Source organism: Pseudomonas sp. MF09156 (genome assembly GCF_059862305.1).
The window spans coordinates 442,489-463,791 of the sequence record NZ_JCBCUR010000002.1; the positions used below are offsets into that span (position 1 = coordinate 442,489).

Sequence of the window (21,303 nt, forward strand, 5' to 3'; positions counted from 1 at the left end):
TTTATCAGCCGCGCAGGCTAATCACCGGCCAGCCACGCTTCTGGGCCTCGGCCCGCAGATTCGGGTCCGGATCCACCGCCACCGGGTGGGTCACCTGCTCCAGCAGCGGCAGGTCATTCGTCGAGTCGCTATAGAAATAGCTGTCTTGCAGGCTATACCCGGTCTCTTCCAGCCAACGATTCAAGCGCGTGACCTTGCCCTCGCGAAAGCACGGTACATCGGTGCTGCGCCCGGTGTAGCGGCCATCGGCCATCTCGCATTCGGTGGCGATCAGGGTTTCAACCCCCAAACGTGCGGCAATCGGCGCGGTGACAAAGCGGTTGGTGGCGGTGATGATCACCAGCGTGTCACCGGCGGCGCGGTGCTTGGCCAGCAGTTCAGCCGCCTTGGGCAGCATCAGCGGCTCGATGCAGTCGCGCATGAAGTCGCGGTGCCATTCGTCGAGCTGGGCCATCTCGGTGCTGCCGAGGATCTCCAGGCTGAAGTTCAGGTACGCGGCGTTGTCCAGCTTGCCGGCCAGGTAATCCTGGTAGAACTCGTCGTTGCGGGTCTTGTAGGCAACGGCATCGAGGATGCCGCGCTCACACAGGTAATCACCCCAGGCGTGGTCACTGTCGCCGCCCAAAAGCGTGTTGTCCAAGTCGAATAAAGCCAGGCGCATTGCGGTTACTCGCTGAAAAGTCTGTAAAAAGGCGTCCAGAATACGGTCTTTTCACAAGAGTGCACATAAGGTAAGCAGCCTCGTTGCCGCTGCAACAAGCTTTGTGGAACAATGCGGCGACATGCGTTTGCGAGGTTGTTGCCGTGATCGACCCCGATGGTTTCCGTCCAAATGTCGGGATTATTCTTACGAATGATGCCGGACAGGTGCTATGGGCTCGCCGAATCAACCAAGATGCCTGGCAGTTTCCCCAGGGTGGGATCAACCCCGACGAAACCCCTGAAGACGCCCTGTACCGTGAGTTGAACGAAGAAGTCGGCCTGGAGCGCGAAGATGTGCAAATTCTGGCCTGTACCCGAGGCTGGTTGCGCTATCGTTTGCCGCAACGCCTGGTGCGTACCCACAGCCAACCGCTGTGCATCGGCCAGAAGCAAAAGTGGTTTCTGCTGCGCCTTGTCTCCAACGAGCAGCGGGTGCGTATGGATTTGACCGGTAAACCGGAGTTCGATGGCTGGCGCTGGGTCAGTTATTGGTATCCGTTGGGCCAGGTGGTGACATTCAAGCGCGAGGTTTATCGTCGCGCTCTCAAAGAGCTTGCCCCGCGCCTTTTAGCGCGCGACTGACGACGGAGTTCGACCCCGAGCCATGCTCAATACGCTGCGCAAGATCGTCCAGGAAGTTAACTCCGCCAAGGATCTCAAGGCGGCGTTGGGGATTATTGTGTTGCGCGTCAAGGAAGCCATGGGCAGCCAGGTCTGCTCGGTTTACCTGCTGGACCCCGAGACCAACCGTTTTGTGCTGATGGCTACGGAGGGCTTGAACAAGCGCTCCATCGGCAAGGTCAGCATGGCGCCCAATGAAGGTCTGGTGGGCCTGGTGGGGACGCGTGAAGAACCCCTGAACCTTGAAAACGCGGCCGATCACCCGCGTTATCGCTACTTTGCCGAAACCGGTGAAGAGCGCTATGCCTCATTCCTCGGCGCACCGATCATCCACCACCGCCGCGTTGTCGGCGTATTGGTCATCCAGCAGAAAGAACGCCGCCAGTTCGATGAAGGTGAAGAAGCCTTCCTCGTGACCATGAGCGCGCAGTTGGCCGGGGTGATCGCCCACGCCGAAGCCACCGGCTCGATTCGCGGCCTGGGGCGCCAGGGCAAGGGGATCCAGGAAGCCAAGTTCGTCGGCGTACCGGGTTCGCCGGGTGCGGCGGTCGGTACTGCAGTGGTCATGCTGCCGCCGGCCGACCTCGATGTGGTGCCGGACAAGTCCGTCGACGACATCGACGCGGAAATCAAACTGTTCAAGACCGCCCTGGAAGGCGTGCGCGCCGATATGCGCAACCTGTCGACCAAGCTGGCCACCCAGTTGCGCCCCGAAGAACGGGCGCTGTTCGACGTGTACCAGATGATGCTCGACGACGCGTCCCTGGGTAACGAAGTCAAGACCGTGATCAAGACCGGCCAGTGGGCCCAGGGCGCGCTGCGCCAGGTGGTCACCGATCACGTCAACCGCTTTGAATTGATGGACGACGCCTACCTGCGCGAGCGCGCCTCGGATGTGCGCGACCTCGGTCGGCGCCTGCTGGCCTACCTGCAGGAAGACCGCACCACCAACCTGGTCTACCCCGACAACACCATCCTGATCAGTGAAGAACTGACCGCCACCATGCTCGGCGAAGTGCCGGAAGGCAAACTGGTGGGCCTGGTCTCGGTATTGGGTTCGGGCAACTCCCACGTGGCGATCCTGGCCCGTGCCATGGGCATCCCGACAGTGATGGGCCTGGTGGACCTGCCGTATTCCAAGGTCGACGGCATTTCGATGATCGTCGACGGGCACCGTGGCGAGGTGTTCACCAACCCCAGCGAGGTGCTGCGCAAGCAGTACGCCGAAGTTGTCGAGGAGGAGCGCCAGCTGTCCCAGGGGCTCGATGCCCTGCGCGAACTGCCCTGCGTGACCCTCGACGGCCACCGTGTACCGCTGCTGGTCAATACTGGCCTGCTGGCGGACGTGGCGCGTGCGCAACAACGTGGCGCTGAAGGGGTGGGCCTGTACCGCACCGAAGTGCCGTTCATGATCAACCAACGTTTCCCGAGCGAGAAGGAGCAGCTGGCGATTTATCGCGAGCAACTGTCCGCCTTCCATCCGTTACCGGTGACGATGCGCAGCCTGGACATCGGCGGCGACAAGTCACTGTCTTATTTCCCCATCAAGGAAGACAACCCCTTCCTTGGCTGGCGCGGTATCCGCGTTACCCTCGACCACCCCGAAATCTTCCTCGTCCAGACCCGCGCCATGCTCAAGGCCAGCGAAGGCCTGAACAACCTGCGCATTCTCCTGCCGATGATCTCCGGCACCCACGAGCTGGAAGAAGCCCTGCACCTGATCCACCGGGCCTGGGGCGAAGTGCGCGACGAAGGCGCCGACGTGCCGATGCCGCCGATTGGCGTGATGATCGAAATCCCGGCCGCGGTGTACCAGGCCAAGGAACTGGCGCGGCAGGTGGACTTCCTGTCGGTGGGCTCCAACGACCTGACCCAATACCTGCTGGCCGTGGACCGCAACAACCCGCGGGTGGCCGACCTCTACGACTACCTGCACCCGGCGGTGCTGCAAGCCTTGCAGAACGTGGTGCGCGATGCTCATGCCGAAGGCAAGCCGGTAAGTATCTGCGGGGAAATGGCCGGTGATCCGGCGGCGGCGGTGCTGTTGATGGCCATGGGCTTTGACAGCCTGTCGATGAACGCCACCAACTTGCCCAAGGTCAAGTGGATGCTGCGCCAGATCAACCTGAGCAAGGCCAAGGACTTGCTGGCGGAACTGATGACCATCGACAACCCGCAAGTTATCCACAGCTCGCTGCAATTGGCCCTGAAAAGCCTGGGGTTGGCGCGGATGATCAATCCGACCGCGACGAAAACCCTCTAAAAAATGTGGGAGCGGGCTTGCCCGCGATTGCGGTAGGTCAGTCAACTAAGATGCCGACTGATCCAATGCTATCGCGGGCAAGCCCGCTCCCACAGTTGACCTGCGGCGCTGTTAGATCTTGAGTTCCACCTCGCCCAACCGCCCCCCATGGGGCCCAAAGCTGCGTTCGAGCATATGTCGCAGCCCATCGGCATGCACAATCAGCGCGGTACTCGCCCGCGTCCCATAACTAGGGCTGGCGATAAACACACTCGACAACAAACTCTCCGTAGCCAACCCCACCCCGGTATCCGGCAACTCGGCAAAAGGAGCGGTCTGCGGGTCGCTCAAAATCCCCAGCAAGGCATCCGGCTGCGGATCACTCAGCACTTGGGCCAGTGCCGTCTTGGCCTTGAGCAGCTTGGGCCAGGGCGTATCCAGCCCGGCGTTGGATAAGCCATAGATCCCGGCCGTCAGTTGGGTGGGGGCCGATTCATTGGCGTTGTAGTGCCACAGCTCGTGCGGCGTGCCAAGCAACAGGTTGAATCCGGCATATTCAATCGATCTGCCGTTAACCTCGGCCAAGTAGTCGGCAACCGGCAGCGAACCGCCGAGAAAGCGCGCTACCAACTCGCCGCGGGACTTGCGCGCCGGTGGCTGGTGCGGGTCGCGGATATTGGTCAGCGCGGCAAACCGTCCATCGGCGCCGACCCCCAGCCAAGTGCCCCCCGCTTCCTGGTCGCGACCGGCATACACCTGCGGTGCATCCGGCCACTGGGCCAAGGGCAGGCTGGGCCGGGCGTAGAATTCGTCACGGTTGGCCGCGACGATCAGCGGCTGGGCATGGCCCGGCCGCCAGGCGAAAACAATCAGGCACATAAGGCGATCCTTTTGTGTTTTGCTCACTCTACCCATAGAACCGCCGGCTATCCATCGTATCGAAGTTGGGCCAGATGCCTCCCATCCGTTAACATGCCAGGCTGCTTGGCGCGGGTGCGAACTTCTTCATTTGATCGAGCTGCTGTAACGCAGGCTTAATCGTCCACCGGCAAGGTCCGTGCGCAATAACGAATGATTTAACGAGGAGTCGCAATGCTGCCTTACCCGCAGATCGACCCGGTGGCCCTGGCCATCGGTCCGCTGAAAATCCACTGGTACGGGTTGATGTACCTGATCGGCATCGGCGGCGCCTGGCTGTTGGCTTCCCGACGCCTGAACCGCTTCGACCCGACCTGGACCAAGGAGAAGCTCTCCGACATGGTGTTCTGGATGTCGATGGGCGTGATCGTCGGCGGGCGCCTGGGCTATGTGCTGTTCTACGACCTGAGCGCGTACCTGGCCAACCCGACCCTGATTTTCGAGGTATGGAAGGGCGGCATGGCGTTCCACGGCGGCTTTATCGGCGTGATGCTCGCGGCCTGGTGGTTTGGCCGGCGCAACGGTAAGTCGTTCTTCCAACTGATGGATTTTGTCGCGCCTATGGTGCCGATTGGCCTGGGTGCCGGGCGGATCGGTAACTTCATCAACGCCGAGCTGTGGGGCAAGCCGACCGATGTGCCGTGGGCCATGGTGTTCCCGCCGTTCAGCGACCCGGCGCAGTTGGCGCGCCATCCGTCGCAGTTGTACCAGTTCGCCCTGGAAGGTGTGGCGCTGTTCCTGATCCTCTATATCTACTCGCGCAAACCGCGGCCGACCATGGCGGTTTCGGGGATGTTCGCCCTGTTCTACGGGATTTTCCGTTTCATCGTCGAGTTCGTGCGGGTGCCGGATGCGCAGTTGGGCTACCTGGCGTTCGGCTGGCTGACCATGGGTCAGGTACTGAGCATTCCGATGATTCTTGTTGGCCTGGGCCTGCTCTGGTGGGCTTACAACCGCCCACAGGCGATCAAGACCACTGCGCTATAAATTCGAACGCCGAGGCCCGAGGGCCTCGGCTTCACCGATACAGGTAATGTCATGAAGCAATATCTCGAGCTGGTTTCCCACGTCATCAACAACGGCACCAAGCAGGCCAACCGCACTGGCGTGAACACCATCAGCTTCCCCGGTGCGATGTTGCGCTTTGACCTGCAGGAAGGCTTCCCGGCCATCACCACCCGCAAAATGGCCTTCAAATCGGCGATTGGCGAGATGTGCGGCTTTTTGCGTGGGGTGAATAACGCCGCCGAATTCCGCGCCCTGGGCTGCAAGGTCTGGGACCAGAACGCCAACGAAAACGCGCAGTGGCTGGCCAACCCGTTCCGCCAGGGCGAGGACGACCTGGGCGAGATCTACGGCGTGCAATGGCGCAAATGGCCGGCGTACAAGCAGATCCCGCTAAGCAACCAGGCCGCTATCGAGCAGACCCTGGCCCAGGGCTATCGCCAGATCGCCGAAGGCGAGGAAGACGGCCAGGCCTACGTGGTGCTGTACAAGGCCATCGACCAGATCCGCCAGTGTGTCGACACCATCATCAAGGACCCGGGCAGCCGGCGCATCCTGTTCCACGGCTGGAACTGCGCCCAGCTCGATGAAATGGCCTTGCCGCCGTGCCACCTGTTGTACCAGTTCCACCCGAATGTCGAGACCAAGGAAATCTCCCTGACCCTCTACATCCGTTCCAACGACCTGGGCCTAGGCACGCCGTTCAACCTCACCGAAGGCGCCGCGCTGCTGAGCCTGATCGGGCGCCTGACCGGCTACACGCCGCGCTGGTTCACCTATTTCATCGGTGATGCGCACGTCTACGAGAACCACCTGGACATGCTCAACGAACAGCTCAAGCGCGAGCCATTCGCCGCGCCGAAGTTGGTGATCAGCGAGCGCGTGCCGGAGTTTGCCAAGACCGGCGTGTACCAGCCGGAGTGGCTGGAGCTGATCGAGCCTGGCGACTTCTCGCTGGAAGGCTATGAGCACCATGCGCCGATGACGGCGCCGATGGCGGTCTAGTCGAGACCGCATCGTCTGCATCGCAGGCAAGCCAGCTCCTACATGTGACCGAGTACTCAGGCACATGTGGGAGCTGGCTTGCCTGCGATGGCGTCAGCTCAGTTACCCCATTATCTAATGGCCGTGACTACGACCCACATGTGAGTGCTCCGCCTCACTGGCCGCCACACTCCCACTGACCTCCAGCCGCTGCAAAATCCCACACTGGTCGATCTCCGGCCCTTCGCCACAGCGCTGGCGCAGGTCGAGTAGTTGTGTCTGCAAGGCCAGCAACCCGTCAATCCGCGCCTTGACGTGATGGATATGCTCGTCGATCAGTGCATTCACGCTCTCGCACTGGTCCTGGGGGCTGTCACGCAGGCCGAGCAGGCTGCGGATTTCCTCCAGGGTCATGTCCAGGCTGCGGCAGTTGCGGATAAAGGTCAGGCGCTCGGTGTGCGCCTGGGTGTACAGCCGGTAGTTGCCCTCACTGCGCGCCGGTGGTGGCAGCAGGCCTTCTTTCTCGTAATAACGGATGGTTTCCACCGGGCAGTCGGTCAGTTTTGCCAGTTCGCCGATCTTCATCGCAGCAATCTCCAAAAGGGTGCTTGACCCTATAGTGGCTACAGGGTCTTTACTTGGCAACAGGCACCTTCATGGACGCGACACAATGAGCGATTCCCTGCGCACCCCGCACAAGCACGACCACAGCCACGATCATGATCACGACCATGATCACAGCCATCACGACCACGGCCATGATCATAGCCATCATGATCACGCGCAAAAGCTTGCGCCTGTGAAAAAGCATGATCACGGTGGCGGCTCCTGCTGTTCCGGCGCCGCAGCCCCGTCGTTGGTGACGTTGACGCAAGCAACCAGCGCCAACGCGCGCCTGAGTACCTTCCGCATTGAGGCCATGGACTGCCCCACTGAGCAGACGCTGATCCAGAACAAACTGGGCAAGATGGCCGGTGTGCAGCAACTGGAATTCAACCTGATCAACCGTATCCTCGGCGTGACCCACGACCTGCCGAGCACCGCGCCGATCGTCGAGGCCATCAAGTCCCTGGGCATGCAGGCCGATCCGATCGAAGAGGGCGTGCCGGCCGCCGCACCACCGGCCAAGAAGCACTGGTGGCCGCTGGCCCTGTCTGGTTTTTGCGCCCTGGCAGCAGAGGTGATCCATTTCACTGACGCGGCCCCGACCTGGGTGGTGGCGCTGGTGGCGCTGGTGTCGATCCTCAGTGGCGGCCTCACCACCTACAAAAAGGGCTGGATTGCCCTGAAAAACCTCAACCTGAACATCAACGCGCTGATGAGCATCGCCGTGACCGGTGCGATCCTGATCGGCCAGTGGCCGGAAGCGGCGATGGTGATGTTCCTGTTTACCGTGGCCGAGTTGATCGAGGCCAAGTCCCTGGACCGTGCGCGCAATGCCATCAGTGGCTTGATGCAGATGACCCCGGAGCGGGCCACGGTGCGCCAGGCTGACGGTAGCTGGGTCGAACAAGAGGTCAAGACCATTGAACTGGGCGCTGTCGTGCGGGTACGTCCCGGCGAGCGCATTGGTCTGGACGGTGAAGTCACTGCCGGCCAGTCCACCATCGACCAGGCGCCGATCACTGGCGAGAGCCTGCCGATCGAGAAGACCGTGGGCGATAAAGTCTTCGCCGGCACCATCAACCAGGCCGGTTCCCTGGAATACCGGGTGACCGCTGCCGCCAACAACTCGACGCTGGCGCGCATCATCCATGCAGTGGAACAGGCCCAGGGTTCGCGAGCGCCGACCCAGCGCTTTGTCGACAGCTTCTCGAAAATCTACACCCCGGCGGTGTTCCTGTTTGCCCTCGGCGTGGCCGTGATCCCGCCGCTGTTCATGGGCGCGGTGTGGTTCGACTGGATCTACCGCGCCCTGGTGCTGTTGGTGGTCGCGTGCCCTTGTGCCCTGGTGATTTCCACCCCGGTGACCATCGTCAGCGGCCTGGCTGCCGCTGCGCGCAAAGGCATCCTGATCAAGGGCGGCGTGTACCTGGAGGCCGGCTACAAGCTCGACTACCTGGCCCTGGACAAGACTGGCACCATCACCCACGGCAAGCCGGTGCAGACCGACTACCTGGCGTTGTTCCCCAACTTGGAGGACCGCGCGCCGGCCTTGGCCGCCAGCCTGGCCGCGCGTTCCGACCACCCGGTGTCGCTGGCGATCGCCAATGCCGCTGTGGATAAAAAACTCCCGCTACAGGCTGTGGATAACTTCGAAGCCCTGGCCGGGCGCGGGGTGCGCGGCGAGATCAATGGCCAGGTCTATCACCTGGGCAACCATCGCCTGGTGGAAGAACTGGGCCTGTGCTCGCCGGCCCTCGAAGAGAAACTCTTCGCCCTGGAAAAACAAGGCAAGTCGGTGGTGCTGCTGCTCGACACATCTGGCCCGCTGGCGCTGTTCGCCGTGGCCGATACGGTCAAGGACAGCAGCCGCGAAGCCATCCAGCAGTTGCACGAGCTGGGCATCAAGACCCTGATGCTCACCGGCGACAACACCCACACCGCCCAGGCAATTGCCGCCCAGGTGGGCATCGACCAGGCCCAGGGCGACCTGCTGCCCACCGACAAGCTCAAGGCTATCGAGGACCTGTACGGGAAAAACCACCGGGTCGGCATGGTCGGCGACGGCATCAACGACGCCCCGGCCCTGGCCCGCGCCGAGATTGGCTTTGCCATGGCTGCAGCGGGCACCGACACGGCCATCGAGACCGCCGACGTTGCGCTGATGGACGACGATTTGCGCAAGATTCCGGCATTCATACGCTTGTCGCGACAAACGTCGAGTATCCTCAAGCAGAACATTGCCCTGGCGCTGGTGATCAAGGCGATCTTCCTGGCGGTCACCTTCATGGGCATGGCAACTATGTGGATGGCGGTGTTCGCCGACATGGGCGTGAGCCTGCTGGTGGTGTTCAATGGTCTGCGCCTGCTGCGCAAATAGTCGATGAGAGGGTGGTGTGCTGAGTGCCGAGTTGAAGGCGTTTTACATGGTTGCCCGCCTGGGCAGTATTACCCAGGCGGCGAAAAAACTCGGCCTGAGCCAACCCACGGTGACCACCCAGATCCGCCATCTGGAAAGCCAGTACGCAGTTGAGCTGTTCTACCGCGGTGGCCGCCGCCTCACCGTCAGCGACGAAGGCGCGCGGTTGATGCCGATGGTCAAGGCGCTGTTGCAACAGGAAGCGGATATCGAGTTTTTCCTGCGCAACAGTGGCCAGGTCCAGGGCACGTTGCGGATCGCCGCGACCGCGCCCTATTACATCCTCGACCTGGTGAAAACCTTTCGCGAACGCTTGCCCCACGTGGAAGTGGCGGTGGAAATCGGCAATTCCCAGCAGGTCCTCGAAGCCCTGGATGATTACCGGGTGGACGTCGCCGCCTCCTCGCAACTGCTGGACGACCCGCGCCTGATCCGCCGGGTGCTGGGCACCGATCCACTGGTACTGGCGGTGCATCGCAATCACCCGTTGGCCGTGCTGGAGCATGTGCCGCTCAGTGCGCTGGCGGGGCATACCCTGTTGATGCGCGAGGCAGGGTCCACCACCCGGCGCCTGACTGAAGAGATGCTCAAGGGCGCTGGCGTGAGTTATGGGCCGCTGCTGGAAATTGGCAGCCGCGAATCGATTCGCGAGGCGGTGCTGCGCAACATCGGCATCAGTATCATCGCCCGCCAGGAAGTGCCCCATGACCCGCAACTGCGGGTGCTGACCATCGAGAATGCGCCGCAGATTCCCGAGTACCTGTACTGCCTTAAAGAGCGCAAAGGTGCGCGGTTGCCGGCGGCGTTTCTGGGGTTGGCGCAGGAAATGTCGCCACTCTGAAAAGGTGGATGGCTATGAAATCGCCATCGCAGGCAAGCCAGCTCCCACATTTGAATGTATTCACAGATCAAAATGTGGGAGCTGGCTTGCCTGCGATAGCGGTAGACCAAACACCCCAAGGCTATACCCCTACCCAAATCCACCAATACCACTATCACCCGCTTTTGCCTTCCTGCCACACCAGGGACGCATTTGCTCCCTAGCATGGCCTTCATCAGTTTGATGAGGTGCCACCATGAACACAGCCCAGCTCAACCCCGGCGCGCCGATGAAGGTGCGTGGTATCCAGAAGCGCTTTGGCGCCTTTACTGCCCTGGACCATGTGTCCCTGGACGTCGCCGCCGGTGAACTGGTGTGCCTGCTCGGTCCCTCGGGCTGCGGCAAGACCACCTTGCTGCGCTGCATCGCCGGCCTGGAACGCCAGGACAGCGGCGAGTTGTACCTGGGTGATCGCGACGTTTCCCTACTGGCACCCCAGGCGCGGGACTACGGCATTCTGTTCCAGTCCTACGCGCTGTTTCCCAATCTCAGCGTCGAGGCCAACATCGGCTACGGCCTGACCGGCAGCGGTCGCGATGAAGTGCGCAAGCGCGTGGCGCAGATGCTGGAACTGGTGGGCCTGACCGGCAGCGAAAAAAAATACCCCGGCCAACTGTCCGGCGGCCAGCAACAGCGCGTCGCCCTGGCCCGTGCCCTGGCGCCGGCCCCGTCGTTGTTGCTGCTGGACGAACCGATGTCGGCCCTCGATGCCCGAGTGCGCGAGCACCTGTGTACCGAGCTGCGCCAACTGCAACGCCGCCTGGGCATCACCACCCTGATGGTCACGCACAATCAGGACGAGGCCATGCTGATGGCCGACCGCATCGCCGTGATGAACAACGGCAAGGTCGAGCAGTACGCCACCCCGCAAGAAATCTACGACCGCCCGGCCACGCCGTTCGTGGCCGAGTTTGTCGGCCAGGGCAACTGGCTGCCGTTCAGCCGCAACAGCGCCAGCCACGCCCAGGTCGGCGGGATGAACGTGCGCCTGGCCGATGACTGCGGCAAAGCCGCGTCGGGCCGCCTGTTCTGCCGGCCGGAAGCGATCAGCGTCAACCCGCCGGTACACGAAGAAAACCTGTTCCCGGCCAAGGTCCGCGAGATCACCTTCCTCGGCAACCGTTGCCGCATGAGCTTTGAACTGGACCAGTTGCCCGGCCATTCACTGCTGGCCGAACTGGCGCCGGAAGCCATGCCACGCCTGGGCGCACAGGACATCTGGGTGGCACTGCCGCCGCGCAGCCTGCAGGTGTTTGCCTGAGATGGCCGTTGATATGAGCCTGCCGGTACCCGGCCGCGTGGCCCGTCAGGCTTCCCGTGCGCAAATCGGCGACCGCATCTTTGTGCTGGGCGGCAAGCTGCTGTTGCTGTGCCTGTTGGGCGTCGCCGTGCTGCTGCCGCTGCTGGCGATCTTCTGGCGCGGTTTCAGCGCCGAAGACGGCCAGGGCGGCGGCCTGGTGGCCGCGCGCGAGTTGCTGACCAGCGCCAACTTCCATTGGCTGCTGGGCAATAGCCTGAAGGTTTCCCTGAGCGTCGCGATCATTGTCGTACCCCTGGCCTACCTGTTTGCCTACGCCCTGCAACGCACGCTGATCCCCGGCAAGACCCTCTGGCGCGGCCTGTCGTTGCTGCCGCTGATGGCGCCGTCGATGTTGCCGGGCATCGCCCTGGTGTACCTGTTCGGCAACCAGGGCATGTTGCGCGGTTTGCTGTCAGACAACATCTACGGCTTCTGGGGGATTGTCCTCGGTGAAGTGATCTACACCTTTCCCCACGCGCTGATGATCCTGCTGTCGGCGCTGTCCCTGGCGGACGCGCGGCTGTTCGATGCCGCCTCAAGCATGGGCGCCAGCCCGGCCCGGGCGTTTCGCAGCATCACCTGGCCGGCGACACGCCAGGCGGTGTTCGCCGCGTTCTGCCTGGTGTTCACCCTGACCATCACCGACTTCGGCGTGCCGGTGGTGGTGGGCGGCGACTATCAAGTGCTGGCGCTGGAAGCCTACAAGGCCGTGGTCGGCCAGCAGCAATTCGGTCGTGGTGCCCTGATCGGCATGGTGCTGCTGTTGCCGGCGCTGCTCAGTTTTGCGGTGGATACCTGGCTGCGCCGGCGCCACGGCGACTCCATGAGCGGCCGCGCCCAGGTGTTCCAGCCGGCGCCATCGCGCCTGCGTGATGGCTGTTACCTGGCGATTGTGCTGCTGATCTGCGCGGTGCTGCTGTTGGTGTTCGGCATGGCGGTGTACTCGTCGCTGGTGAAGTTCTGGCCGTACAACCTGTCGCTGTCGCTCAACCACTACCAGTTCAATGACACCGCCGGCGGCGGCTGGCTGGCCTATCGCAACAGCCTGACCATGGCGATCTGCACCGCACTGATCGGCAGCGTACTGATCTTCACCGGCGCTTATCTGATGGAAAAGACCAAGGGGCAAAAAGGCCTCAACCTGGCGCTGCGCATGCTCAGCTTTGTGCCGATGGCGGTGCCGGGCCTGGTGCTGGGCCTGGGCTACGTGTTCTTTTTCAACCTCAACGGCAACCCGCTGCATGTGCTCTACGGGACCATGACGCTGCTGGTGGTGTGCACCATTGCTCACTATTTGACCACCGCGCAAATGACCGCCACCACGGCCCTGCGCCAACTCGACGCCGAGTTCGAAGCCGCCGCGCTGTCGCTCAAGGCGCCGCTGTACCGCCACTTTTTGCGGGTCACCGTGCCGATCTGCCTGCCGGCGCTGTTGGACATCCTGCGCTACCTGTTTGTCTCGGCGATGACCACCGTATCGGCCGCGATCTTTCTCTACAGCCCCGACACCATCCTCGCCGCAGTGGCCGTGCTGAACATGGACGACGCCGGCAACGTAGGCGGCGCGGCGGCCATGTCGACCCTGATTCTGTTCACCTCAGCCAGCGTCTCGCTGCTGCTGGCGTGGGCCTCACGCGGTTTGTTGCGCCGCTCCCAGGCCTGGCGCCAAACCGCGCCCGGTCAATAACTCTGCCCCCCACAAGGAAACGCACCATGTTCAAGCCCCTGGCCCTCGCCGCTGCTGTGCTCACCGCGTTCAGCCTGAATGCCTTTGCTGCCAAGACCGAGTTGACCGTGTACACGGCCCTTGAAGCCGAGCAGTTGAAGACCTACAAAAAAGCCTTCGAGGCGGCCAACCCGGACGTCGAGATCAAGTGGGTGCGCGACTCCACCGGGATCATCACCGCCAAGCTGCTGGCGGAAAAATCCCGCCCGCAAGCCGATGCGGTGTGGGGCCTGGCGGCTTCCAGCCTGGCGATCCTCGATCAGCAAGGCATGCTGCAAAGCTATGCGCCAAAGGATCTGGACAAGATTGGCAAGAACTACCGCGACGCTGCCAACCCACCGGCCTGGGTCGGCATGGACGTGTGGGCCGCGACGATTTGCTTCAACACCGTCGAAGCCGAGAAACAGGGCTTGAGCAAACCCATCAGCTGGCAGGACCTGACCAAGCCCGAGTACAAGGGCAAGATCGTCATGCCTAACCCGGCGTCGTCCGGCACCGGCTTTCTCGACGTCAGCGCCTGGTTGCAGACTTTCGGTGAGAAGCAGGGCTGGCAGTACATGGATGACCTGCACCAGAACATCGGCCAGTACGTGCACTCCGGTTCCAAGCCGTGCAAGCTGGCGGCTTCGGGTGAGTTCCCGATCGGCATTTCCTTCGAATACCCGGCGGTACAGTTGAAACGCCAGGGCGCGCCGCTGGACATCGTCTTGCCCAAGGAAGGCCTGGGCTGGGATATCGAAGCCACTGCGCTGATCAAGGGCACGGCCCACCCGGAAGCAGCGCAGAAACTCGCCGACTTCTCCGCCAGCCCCGCAGCGATGGAGCTGTACAAGGAAAACTTCGCGGTGCTGGCCCAGCCGGGCATTGCCAAGCCGCAGACCGAATTGCCGGCGGACTATGAGCAGCGCCTGATCAAGAACGATTTTGCCTGGGCCTCGAAGAACCGTGACAACATCCTGGCTGAATGGCGCAAGCGCTATGACGGCAAGTCGGAGAAAGTGGCAGGTCAATAATATTCGTTGGGGCTGATGGCCTTATCGCCGGCAAGCCAGCTCCCACATTTGAAGGTGTTCACAATTCACCCTGTAGGAGCTGGCTTGCCGGCGATAGCGGTTTGCAATTCGCTACATCACTTAATTCTGGGGAGAGGCCTAATGAAAGCTGAGCAGGTAGTCGCCGAGGTCTTTGCTCTGTATGAACAGCATGGCGCTGCCGATTACATCGGCGAGCCGGTGTCGCAGATCGAGCATATGTCCCAGGCCGCGCAACGGGCCATGGCCGAAGGCTTCGACGATGAAGTGGTGCTGGCGGCGTTCTTTCACGACATCGGACATATCTGCTGCCAGGGTGGCGCGAACATGGGCGGCTACGGCGTGGTCAGCCACGAACGGCTGGGCGCCGATTACTTGCGGCGCGCCGGGTTCAGCGAACGCCTGGCGAAACTGGTGGAGTATCACGTGCAGGCCAAGCGTTACCTGACCTTCAGCCAGCCGGACTATTACGCACGCTTGAGCGAGGCCAGCCGCCGCACCCTGGGTTATCAGGGCGGGGTGATGACGGCCGACGAGGCCCGCGCGTTCGAGCAGGACCCGCTGTGCGCGGTGAGCCTGCGCATGCGCCACTGGGATGAACAGGCCAAGGAAATGCACGTGCCGCTGCTCGACCTTGAGGTGTTGAAGGCCAAGGCCCGGCAACTGCTGGCGGCCTAGGCCTCGTCCAGGCGTTGGGCCAGGGCCTCGATCTGTTCCTGGCGCTCGGCCTGGCTCAACCTTGGGTGAGGGTTGAGCGATGACCATTGCGGATGGGCGCGCGCCTTGTGCAAGGCGTCGGGCAGTTTGCCTTCGCGCCAGCTCTTGTCCTGCGGGGTGTCGACCTTGATGCTGTGCAGCGCCGCATGCCCGCGCAGGTTCAGGGCCTTGAGCAACTGGCGCTGGCGTAGGGCCAACAGGCGCAACACGCTGTCATCCACGGTCAGTTCGCGCTGGCCCTTGATCTTGCCCAGCAGACGGCTGCCGTAGCTGCGCGCGGTTTGCAGCGCGCCGCCGGCAATCGCCCCGGCCAGGGCGGCTGCGCCCAGGGTCAGGCCGCCCACCAGCAAATCCACACCGGCCCCGGCGGCGGCCCCCGCGGCAATCCCGCCGCCGACCCGCACCCCCAGTTGCTTGAGGGTTTCGGGGTTGAACAAATCATCACCCCAACGCCCGTCCAGCAACGGCAGGTCGCTGGCCGCAGCGTCTTGCGGGCGGAAGCCGTAGAGTTTGAGCAGGGCCTCGACGCAACGTTGTTCGCGCTGGCGCACGGCCTTGCGCAGATCGCTGATGGCTTGCTGTTCATCCTCGGTGACCACGCTGCGTCGGCACGCAGCGCAGTCGATCAGCAGCTCGGCGATCAGGCGCGCGGCGCTTAGCTGGCGCGCCTGGCGCTGGGCTTCCTGGTCGAGGATCAGCCGTTCCAACTGTGGCCGCGAGCTTTCCAGCAACAGGGCGAGGCTTTCATACAACCGCCGCTCGCCATCTTCGGGGGGCGCCACGCTGTCAAAGCGCACCAGCGCGTGCAGGCCCAGGCGGGCCAGGGCTTCACGCCAGTCCGGCTCGCGGTGTTCGGCGCTGCTGACAAAGTTGAGCACCGGCAGCAGCGGTTTGCCGCAACTGGCCAGCACTTGCAGCTCGTCGCGGTACTTGGCCAGCACCGGCTCCCGGGCGTCGATCACGTACAGGCCGGCGTCGGACGCCAGCAACTGACGCAAGACCTTGGCCTCCTGCTCAAAGCGCTGGCGGGCTTCGCTGCCTTCGAGGAAACGCGCCAGGCGCGCCGGGCCATCCAGGCGTTCACCGGGGCGGTCGAGGCGTTCGAGGTAGTCGAGCAGGGCGATGGCATCTTCCAGGCCTGGGGTGTCGTACAACTCCAGCAAGGCCTCGCCGTCGACCGACAAGCGCGCACCTTCGACATGCCGGGTGGTGCTGGGGCGGTGGGACACTTCGCCAAAGCCCACGTCTCGGGTCAGGGTGCGCAGCAGCGAGGTCTTGCCGACGTTGGTGTGGCCGACCACCGCCAGTTTCAGGGGTTTAGTCATGACCGGTCTCCAGCCAGGTGAGCGGCGCGCAATCGGCGAAGGGCAAGTCCAGTTGCCGCAACGCGCTGTGCCAATCGCCGAGGCGCTCGGCATCCAGCGCCTGGCCCGGTGGCGCTTGCAGCAGCCAGACGCGGGTAGCGCTGGCGCTGCGGGCCAGCTCGCCGATCAGCGCGAGGCTGCCGCGATCCGGCGAGCGGCGTGGGTCGCAGGCGATCAGCAGGCGTGCCGGCGGGAAGCGGGTCAGTTGCTCCAGCAGTTTGTGGCGCGATTCGCGGCTATCGAGGATGCCGGCGTCCTTGACCGTGGCCGGCAACTTGGGCGGCCAGGGGCGCTGGTCGTCCAGTTCGATGGCCACCAGCAGGGCGCCATCGCTGTGCAGGTCGCTGGCACCGCCGCTGACGTGGTGCAACTGCGGCGGCGCGGCATCGTTGACGCCAAGGCGTTCGCTGCTGGGCATCAAGGCTTCGCGCAAGTGGCTGTAGCCGGGCAGGTTGAGGTCCAGGCCCAAGGCTGCGCGCCCGCGTTTCCAGCGCCATAGGCACAGCACGGCGAGAATCAGCCTTGGCAGCAAGCCATAAACCAGCAACACCCCTACCAGCCACGCAGCCCAGGCCTGGCGGGCGCTTTCGATATTCAGCGCCGAATCGCCGCTGGCGCGGATCATTTCCACGCTGGGTACGCTGAAACCGAGCAGCGCGGGCAGGCTGCCCAGGGCCTGGGTCACGCTGACAAAGGTGTCGGCGCCAAGGATGGTGGTTTCCCAGACAAACCCGTAGCGCCGGGTGGCCATCAGCGTCAGCAGGATCACCAGCGCGCTGCACAGTGCCAGCAGCCACAGGCCATTGACCAGCACACCCACCGCCCAGCGGTTGAGCTTATGGCGTTGCAGCAGCAACAACAGCGCTGGCGCCAGTTGCGCGGCCTTGGCATCGCGGGCGAGTTTTTCGCTGAGCCACAACCACAGACGGCCGAGGCTGGCGCTGTGTTCGCCGGCAAACAGCAGGCCCAGGGCCCAGCTCAGCAGCAGGATCAGGTTCAAGCCCAGCAGGCTGCCCAGGGCCCAGAACACATTGACCGGGGCCAGGCCGTTGCCCAGGGCGGCGAAGGCCAGGCCAGCGCCGCTGACGATGGCCAGCACCATCAGCACGATCAGCGCCAGGCGTGCGCCTTGCAGCCAGTGGAGCAGGGCGGCGTGCAGGCCGTCACGCTCGGCCAGCCACAGCGCGCGGTTTTGAATGCGCGTCGGCAGGTCGCCGCCGTTGCTGCGGGCCAGGCGATTGGCTTCCTGGTCTTCCAGGGGGCCGGCGTGTTCTTCACGCAGGCGCACGGTTTCCGTCAGCCAGAGTGTGTGCAGGGGGGTCAGAGCAGTCACGCGCCGTCCTGTTGTGTCAGTGAGCCTGGAGCATAACCGCTGGCCCGCGCCTCTGGTATTCTCGTCGCCATGAAAAAAACTCTCCCTTTAAGCCTGATCGCAGCCCTCGGTGAAAACCGCGTGATCGGCGTCGACAACAGCATGCCCTGGCATTTGCCGGGGGATTTCAAATATTTCAAGGCCACCACCCTGGGCAAGCCGATCATTATGGGGCGCAAGACCTGGGACTCCCTGGGTCGACCGTTGCCGGGTCGCTTGAACATAGTGGTCAGCCGTCAGACCGATCTGGTGCTCGAAGGTGCGGAAGTTTTTCCGTCCCTCGATGCGGCAATTGAGCGAGCCGAGGCCTGGGCGCTGGAGCAGGGCGTGGACGAGCTGATGCTGATCGGCGGCGCGCAACTGTATGCGCAGGGGCTGGAGCAGGCGGATCGCCTGTATCTGACGCGGGTTGCGTTGAGCCCGCAGGGGGATGCGTGGTTTCCGGAGTTTGACTTGAACCGGTGGACGCTGGTGTCGAATGTGCAGAATCCGGCAGAAGGCGACAAGCCGGCGTACAACTTCGAAGTCTGGGAAAAGGCCTAAAAGCATCGCCGGCAAGCCGGCTCCTACAGGACCGTGTAGGAGCCGGCTTGCCGGCGATAGCGCTCTATCAGGCCTGCGCCAACTCAGCATGCTCATCGGCATTGAGCAGCTCTTTATCGGTCTGCTGCATGATCTGGCTGGTAATCGCCCCCGCCGTCATCGAACCATTCACGTTCAACGCCGTGCGGCCCATGTCGATCAGCGGCTCCACGGAAATCAGCAGCGCCACCAACGCCACCGGCAGGCCCATGGCCGGCAGCACGATCAGCGCGGCAAACGTCGCACCGCCGCCTACGCCGGCCACACCGGCCGAACTCAGGGTCACGATTGCCACCAGGGTAGCGATCCACAGCGGGTCCAGCGGGTTGATGCCCACGGTCGGCGCCACCATCACGGCCAGCATCGCCGGATACAGGCCGGCACAGCCGTTCTGGCCAATCGTCGCGCCGAACGAGGCGGCGAAGCTGGCGATGGACTGCGGGATGCCCAGGCGGCGGGTTTGTGCCTCGATGCTCAGCGGGATACTCGCCGCGCTGGAGCGACTGGTGAAGGCAAAGGTCAACACCGGCCATACCTTGCGGAAGAAACGCAGCGGGTTGATCCCGGCCAGCGACAGCAGCAGGCCGTGGACCACAAACATCAGCCCCAGCGCCAGGTAGGACACCAGCACAAAGCTGCCGAGCTTGATGATGTCTTGCAGGTTGGAACTGGCGACCACTTTGGTCATCAGCGCCAGCACGCCGTAGGGGGTCAGCTTCATCACCAGGCGCACCAGGCGCATCACCCAGGCTTGCAGGGTGTCGATGGCGTTCAGCACCTTCTGGCCTTTTTCCACGTCGTCCTTGAGCAGTTGCAGCGCGGCAACCCCCAGGAACGCAGCGAAGATCACCACACTGATAATCGACGTCGGCTTGGCCCGGGCCAGGTCGGCAAACGGGTTCTGCGGGATGAACGACAGCAGCAACTGCGGGATATTCAGGTCGGCGACCTTGCCCGCGTAGTCACTCTGGATCACCTGCAGGCGCGCCAGTTCCTGGGTGCCGGCCACCAGGCCTTCGGCGGTGAGGCCGAACAGGTTGGTCAGGCCGATACCGATCAGCGCCGCAATGGCGGTGGTGAACAGCAGCGTGCCGATGGTCAGGAAGCTGATCTTGCCCAGGGACGCGGCGTTATGCAGGCGGGCCACGGCGCTGAGGATCGAGGCGAACACCAGCGGGATCACGATCATCTGCAACAGTTGCACATAACCATTGCCCACCAGGTCGAACCAACTGATCGAGGCCTTGAGCACCGGGTGGCCGGCGCCGTAGATGGTGTGCAGGACCACACCAAACACCACCCCGAGCACCAGGGCCAGCAAGACCTTCTTGGCCAGGCTCCAGTGGGTGCGACGGGTTTGGGCCAGGCCTAGCAATAAGGCCAGGAACACCAGCAGATTGAGAATCAGCGGCAGATTCATTGAAGCTCCAAGTAAATGGCTGCCAGTCGCCTGAGCGTGCGACTGCGAACCGGAAAGCCTAACAGCTTGAAATATATTGATTTAATACCTTTATGGAATGACTACTGTCGTTTTTGGAATAAGGGCCTGGCGCCCTGACATATGCCGGTGGCGGTTTCAGGACGCAGACGGTCGTGCTGGTGCCGGGAACGGTCACACGGATTTGTTAGCGTCGATGTCTTTCACTCAGGGAGAAAACGCACATGAAGCTCACGTCGAGACTGTTTGCCGCCGCGCTGTGCCTGGGGCTTGCCAGCCAGGTCATGGCCGCCACCGAGTTGAAGCACTGGCCGGCACCCGCCGCCAAGCAACTCAATGAAATGATTGCGGCCAACGCCAACAAGGGCAATTACGCGGTGTTCGACATGGACAACACCAGCTACCGCTTCGACCTCGAAGAGTCGCTGTTGCCGTACATGGAAAACAAGGGCCTGATCACCCGCGACAGTCTCGACCCATCGCTCAAGCTTATGCCGTTCAAAGACACCGCCGAGCACAAGGAAAGTCTGTTCAGTTACTACTATCGCCTGTGCGAAGTGGACGACATGGTCTGCTACCCGTGGGTCGCCCAGGTGTTTTCAGGCTTTACCCTCAAGGAACTCAAGGGTTACGTGGATGAGTTGATGGCCTCCGGCAAGCCGGTGCCGGTCACCTACTTTGAAGGCGATGTGGTGAAGAACATGGAGGTGCAACCGCCGAAAATCTTCACCGGCCAGACCGAGCTGTACAACAAACTGATGGAAAACGGCATCGACGTGTACGTGATGACCGCCGCCTCTGAAGAGCTGGTGCGCATGGTCGCCTCCGATCCGAAGTACGGCTACAACGTCAAGCCGCAGAATGTCATCGGGGTCAGCCTGTTGCTCAAGGACCGCAAGACTGGCGAGCTGACCACTGCCCGCAAGCAGATCAGCGCCGGCAAATACGATGAAAAGGCCAACCTCGGCCTGGAACTGACCCCCTACCTGTGGACCCCGGCGACCTGGATGGCCGGCAAGCATGCGGCGATCCTCACCTACATCGACGAATGGAAAAAACCGCTACTGGTCGGCGGCGACACCCCTACCAGCGACGGCTACATGCTGTTTCACGATGTGGACGTGGCCAAGGGTGGCATCCACTTGTGGATCAACCGCAAGGACAAGTACATGACCCAGCTCAACGGCATGATTGCCAAGCATGCTGCGGCCCAGGCCAAGGAAGGGCTGGCGGTGACGGCGGACAAGAACTGGGTGATCGTCAAGCCCGATGAAATCCAGTAACCCTGTGGGAGCTGGCTTGCCTGCGATAGCATCACTGCGGTGTGGCAGGCAGACCGGGTCGCCTGGATCGCCGGCAAGCCAGCTCCTACATTTGATCTCTTGTGGTTTGGCAATTC

18 protein-coding genes are annotated in these 21,303 nt (G+C 62.9%); 12 read left to right on the forward strand and 6 right to left on the reverse strand.

What is annotated here, in order from left to right; genetic code table 11:
• Positions 1 to 4: 4 nt before the first annotated feature.
• Complete coding sequence (locus AC19YY_RS07830; protein ID WP_172313674.1) at positions 5 to 661, reverse strand: histidinol-phosphatase; 657 nt, start codon at positions 659 to 661, stop codon at positions 5 to 7.
• A 143-nt stretch (positions 662 to 804) separates the two neighbouring features.
• On the opposite strand from AC19YY_RS07830, the gene AC19YY_RS07835 reads away from it, so the two are divergent.
• Positions 805 to 1,284: an RNA pyrophosphohydrolase gene (locus tag AC19YY_RS07835; RefSeq protein ID WP_032858866.1), complete on the forward strand. Its 480-nt coding sequence runs from the start codon at positions 805 to 807 to the stop codon at positions 1,282 to 1,284.
• 22 nt (positions 1,285 to 1,306) lie between these two features.
• Positions 1,307 to 3,586 (forward strand): phosphoenolpyruvate--protein phosphotransferase, encoded by a 2,280-nt coding sequence (gene ptsP / locus AC19YY_RS07840; protein ID WP_169954964.1) that lies wholly within the window; start codon positions 1,307 to 1,309, stop codon positions 3,584 to 3,586.
• Between the two features lie 111 nt (positions 3,587 to 3,697).
• Here the strand turns inward: ptsP and AC19YY_RS07845 are convergent, their stop codons facing one another.
• Positions 3,698 to 4,444, reverse strand: a complete 747-nt coding sequence (locus AC19YY_RS07845; RefSeq protein WP_500604033.1) for an NRDE family protein — start codon at positions 4,442 to 4,444, stop codon at positions 3,698 to 3,700.
• Between the two features lie 213 nt (positions 4,445 to 4,657).
• Between AC19YY_RS07845 and lgt the strand changes: the two genes are divergently transcribed.
• Together lgt and AC19YY_RS07855 are read left to right on the forward strand one after the other, a co-directional pair.
• Positions 4,658 to 5,470 (forward strand): prolipoprotein diacylglyceryl transferase, encoded by an 813-nt coding sequence (gene lgt, locus AC19YY_RS07850; RefSeq protein ID WP_169954962.1) that lies wholly within the window; start codon positions 4,658 to 4,660, stop codon positions 5,468 to 5,470.
• A gap of 51 nt (positions 5,471 to 5,521) precedes the next feature.
• Positions 5,522 to 6,493, forward strand: a complete 972-nt coding sequence (locus AC19YY_RS07855; protein WP_029289382.1) for a thymidylate synthase — start codon at positions 5,522 to 5,524, stop codon at positions 6,491 to 6,493.
• Between the two features lie 114 nt (positions 6,494 to 6,607).
• Here the strand turns inward: AC19YY_RS07855 and cadR are convergent, their stop codons facing one another.
• On the reverse strand, positions 6,608 to 7,057 hold the full coding sequence (gene cadR, locus AC19YY_RS07860; protein ID WP_169954961.1) for a Cd(II)/Pb(II)-responsive transcriptional regulator: 450 nt from the start codon (positions 7,055 to 7,057) through the stop codon (positions 6,608 to 6,610).
• A gap of 85 nt (positions 7,058 to 7,142) precedes the next feature.
• Here cadR and AC19YY_RS07865 point away from each other — a divergent pair, with 85 nt between their 5' ends.
• From AC19YY_RS07865 to AC19YY_RS07890, 6 genes are all read left to right on the forward strand, one after another.
• Positions 7,143 to 9,455, forward strand: a complete 2,313-nt coding sequence (locus AC19YY_RS07865) for a heavy metal translocating P-type ATPase (protein ID WP_170042138.1) — start codon at positions 7,143 to 7,145, stop codon at positions 9,453 to 9,455.
• 16 nt (positions 9,456 to 9,471) lie between these two features.
• Entirely contained in the window at positions 9,472 to 10,335 is an 864-nt protein-coding gene (locus AC19YY_RS07870) for a LysR substrate-binding domain-containing protein (protein ID WP_169954959.1), read from the forward strand.
• A gap of 235 nt (positions 10,336 to 10,570) precedes the next feature.
• Positions 10,571 to 11,635 carry a putative 2-aminoethylphosphonate ABC transporter ATP-binding protein gene (locus AC19YY_RS07875; RefSeq protein WP_169954958.1) on the forward strand — a complete coding sequence of 355 codons (1,065 nt, stop codon included), beginning with the start codon at positions 10,571 to 10,573 and terminating at the stop codon, positions 11,633 to 11,635.
• 1 nt (position 11,636) lies between these two features.
• The gene (locus AC19YY_RS07880; RefSeq protein ID WP_170057574.1) at positions 11,637 to 13,361 is read left to right on the forward strand and encodes a putative 2-aminoethylphosphonate ABC transporter permease subunit; all 1,725 of its coding nucleotides are present in this window, start codon (positions 11,637 to 11,639) and stop codon (positions 13,359 to 13,361) included.
• 26 nt (positions 13,362 to 13,387) lie between these two features.
• Positions 13,388 to 14,413, forward strand: a complete 1,026-nt coding sequence (locus AC19YY_RS07885; protein ID WP_169954956.1) for a putative 2-aminoethylphosphonate ABC transporter substrate-binding protein — start codon at positions 13,388 to 13,390, stop codon at positions 14,411 to 14,413.
• A 141-nt stretch (positions 14,414 to 14,554) separates the two neighbouring features.
• The gene (locus AC19YY_RS07890; RefSeq protein ID WP_500604034.1) at positions 14,555 to 15,109 is read left to right on the forward strand and encodes a phosphonate degradation HD-domain oxygenase; all 555 of its coding nucleotides are present in this window, start codon (positions 14,555 to 14,557) and stop codon (positions 15,107 to 15,109) included.
• On the opposite strand, the gene AC19YY_RS07895 is transcribed toward AC19YY_RS07890, so the two are convergent.
• Both AC19YY_RS07895 and AC19YY_RS07900 read right to left on the reverse strand, forming a co-directional pair.
• Positions 15,106 to 16,473 (reverse strand): DUF3482 domain-containing protein, encoded by a 1,368-nt coding sequence (locus AC19YY_RS07895; protein WP_169954954.1) that lies wholly within the window; start codon positions 16,471 to 16,473, stop codon positions 15,106 to 15,108. The two genes, AC19YY_RS07890 and AC19YY_RS07895, sit on opposite strands and share 4 nt — an antisense overlap.
• Positions 16,466 to 17,845, reverse strand: coding sequence for a DUF2868 domain-containing protein (locus AC19YY_RS07900; protein ID WP_500604035.1), 1,380 nt, complete (start codon positions 17,843 to 17,845; stop codon positions 16,466 to 16,468). Before AC19YY_RS07900 ends, AC19YY_RS07895 begins: the two co-directional genes overlap by 8 nt.
• A 69-nt stretch (positions 17,846 to 17,914) precedes the next feature.
• Here AC19YY_RS07900 and AC19YY_RS07905 point away from each other — a divergent pair, with 69 nt between their 5' ends.
• Entirely contained in the window at positions 17,915 to 18,427 is a 513-nt protein-coding gene (locus AC19YY_RS07905) for a dihydrofolate reductase (protein WP_169954952.1), read from the forward strand.
• A 67-nt stretch (positions 18,428 to 18,494) separates the two neighbouring features.
• Here the strand turns inward: AC19YY_RS07905 and AC19YY_RS07910 are convergent, their stop codons facing one another.
• Positions 18,495 to 19,886 carry an L-cystine transporter gene (locus tag AC19YY_RS07910; RefSeq protein ID WP_169954951.1) on the reverse strand — a complete coding sequence of 464 codons (1,392 nt, stop codon included), beginning with the start codon at positions 19,884 to 19,886 and terminating at the stop codon, positions 18,495 to 18,497.
• A 242-nt stretch (positions 19,887 to 20,128) separates the two neighbouring features.
• Between AC19YY_RS07910 and AC19YY_RS07915 the strand changes: the two genes are divergently transcribed.
• Positions 20,129 to 21,187 (forward strand): HAD family hydrolase, encoded by a 1,059-nt coding sequence (locus tag AC19YY_RS07915; protein WP_432754745.1) that lies wholly within the window; start codon positions 20,129 to 20,131, stop codon positions 21,185 to 21,187.
• Positions 21,188 to 21,303 lie beyond the last annotated feature (116 nt).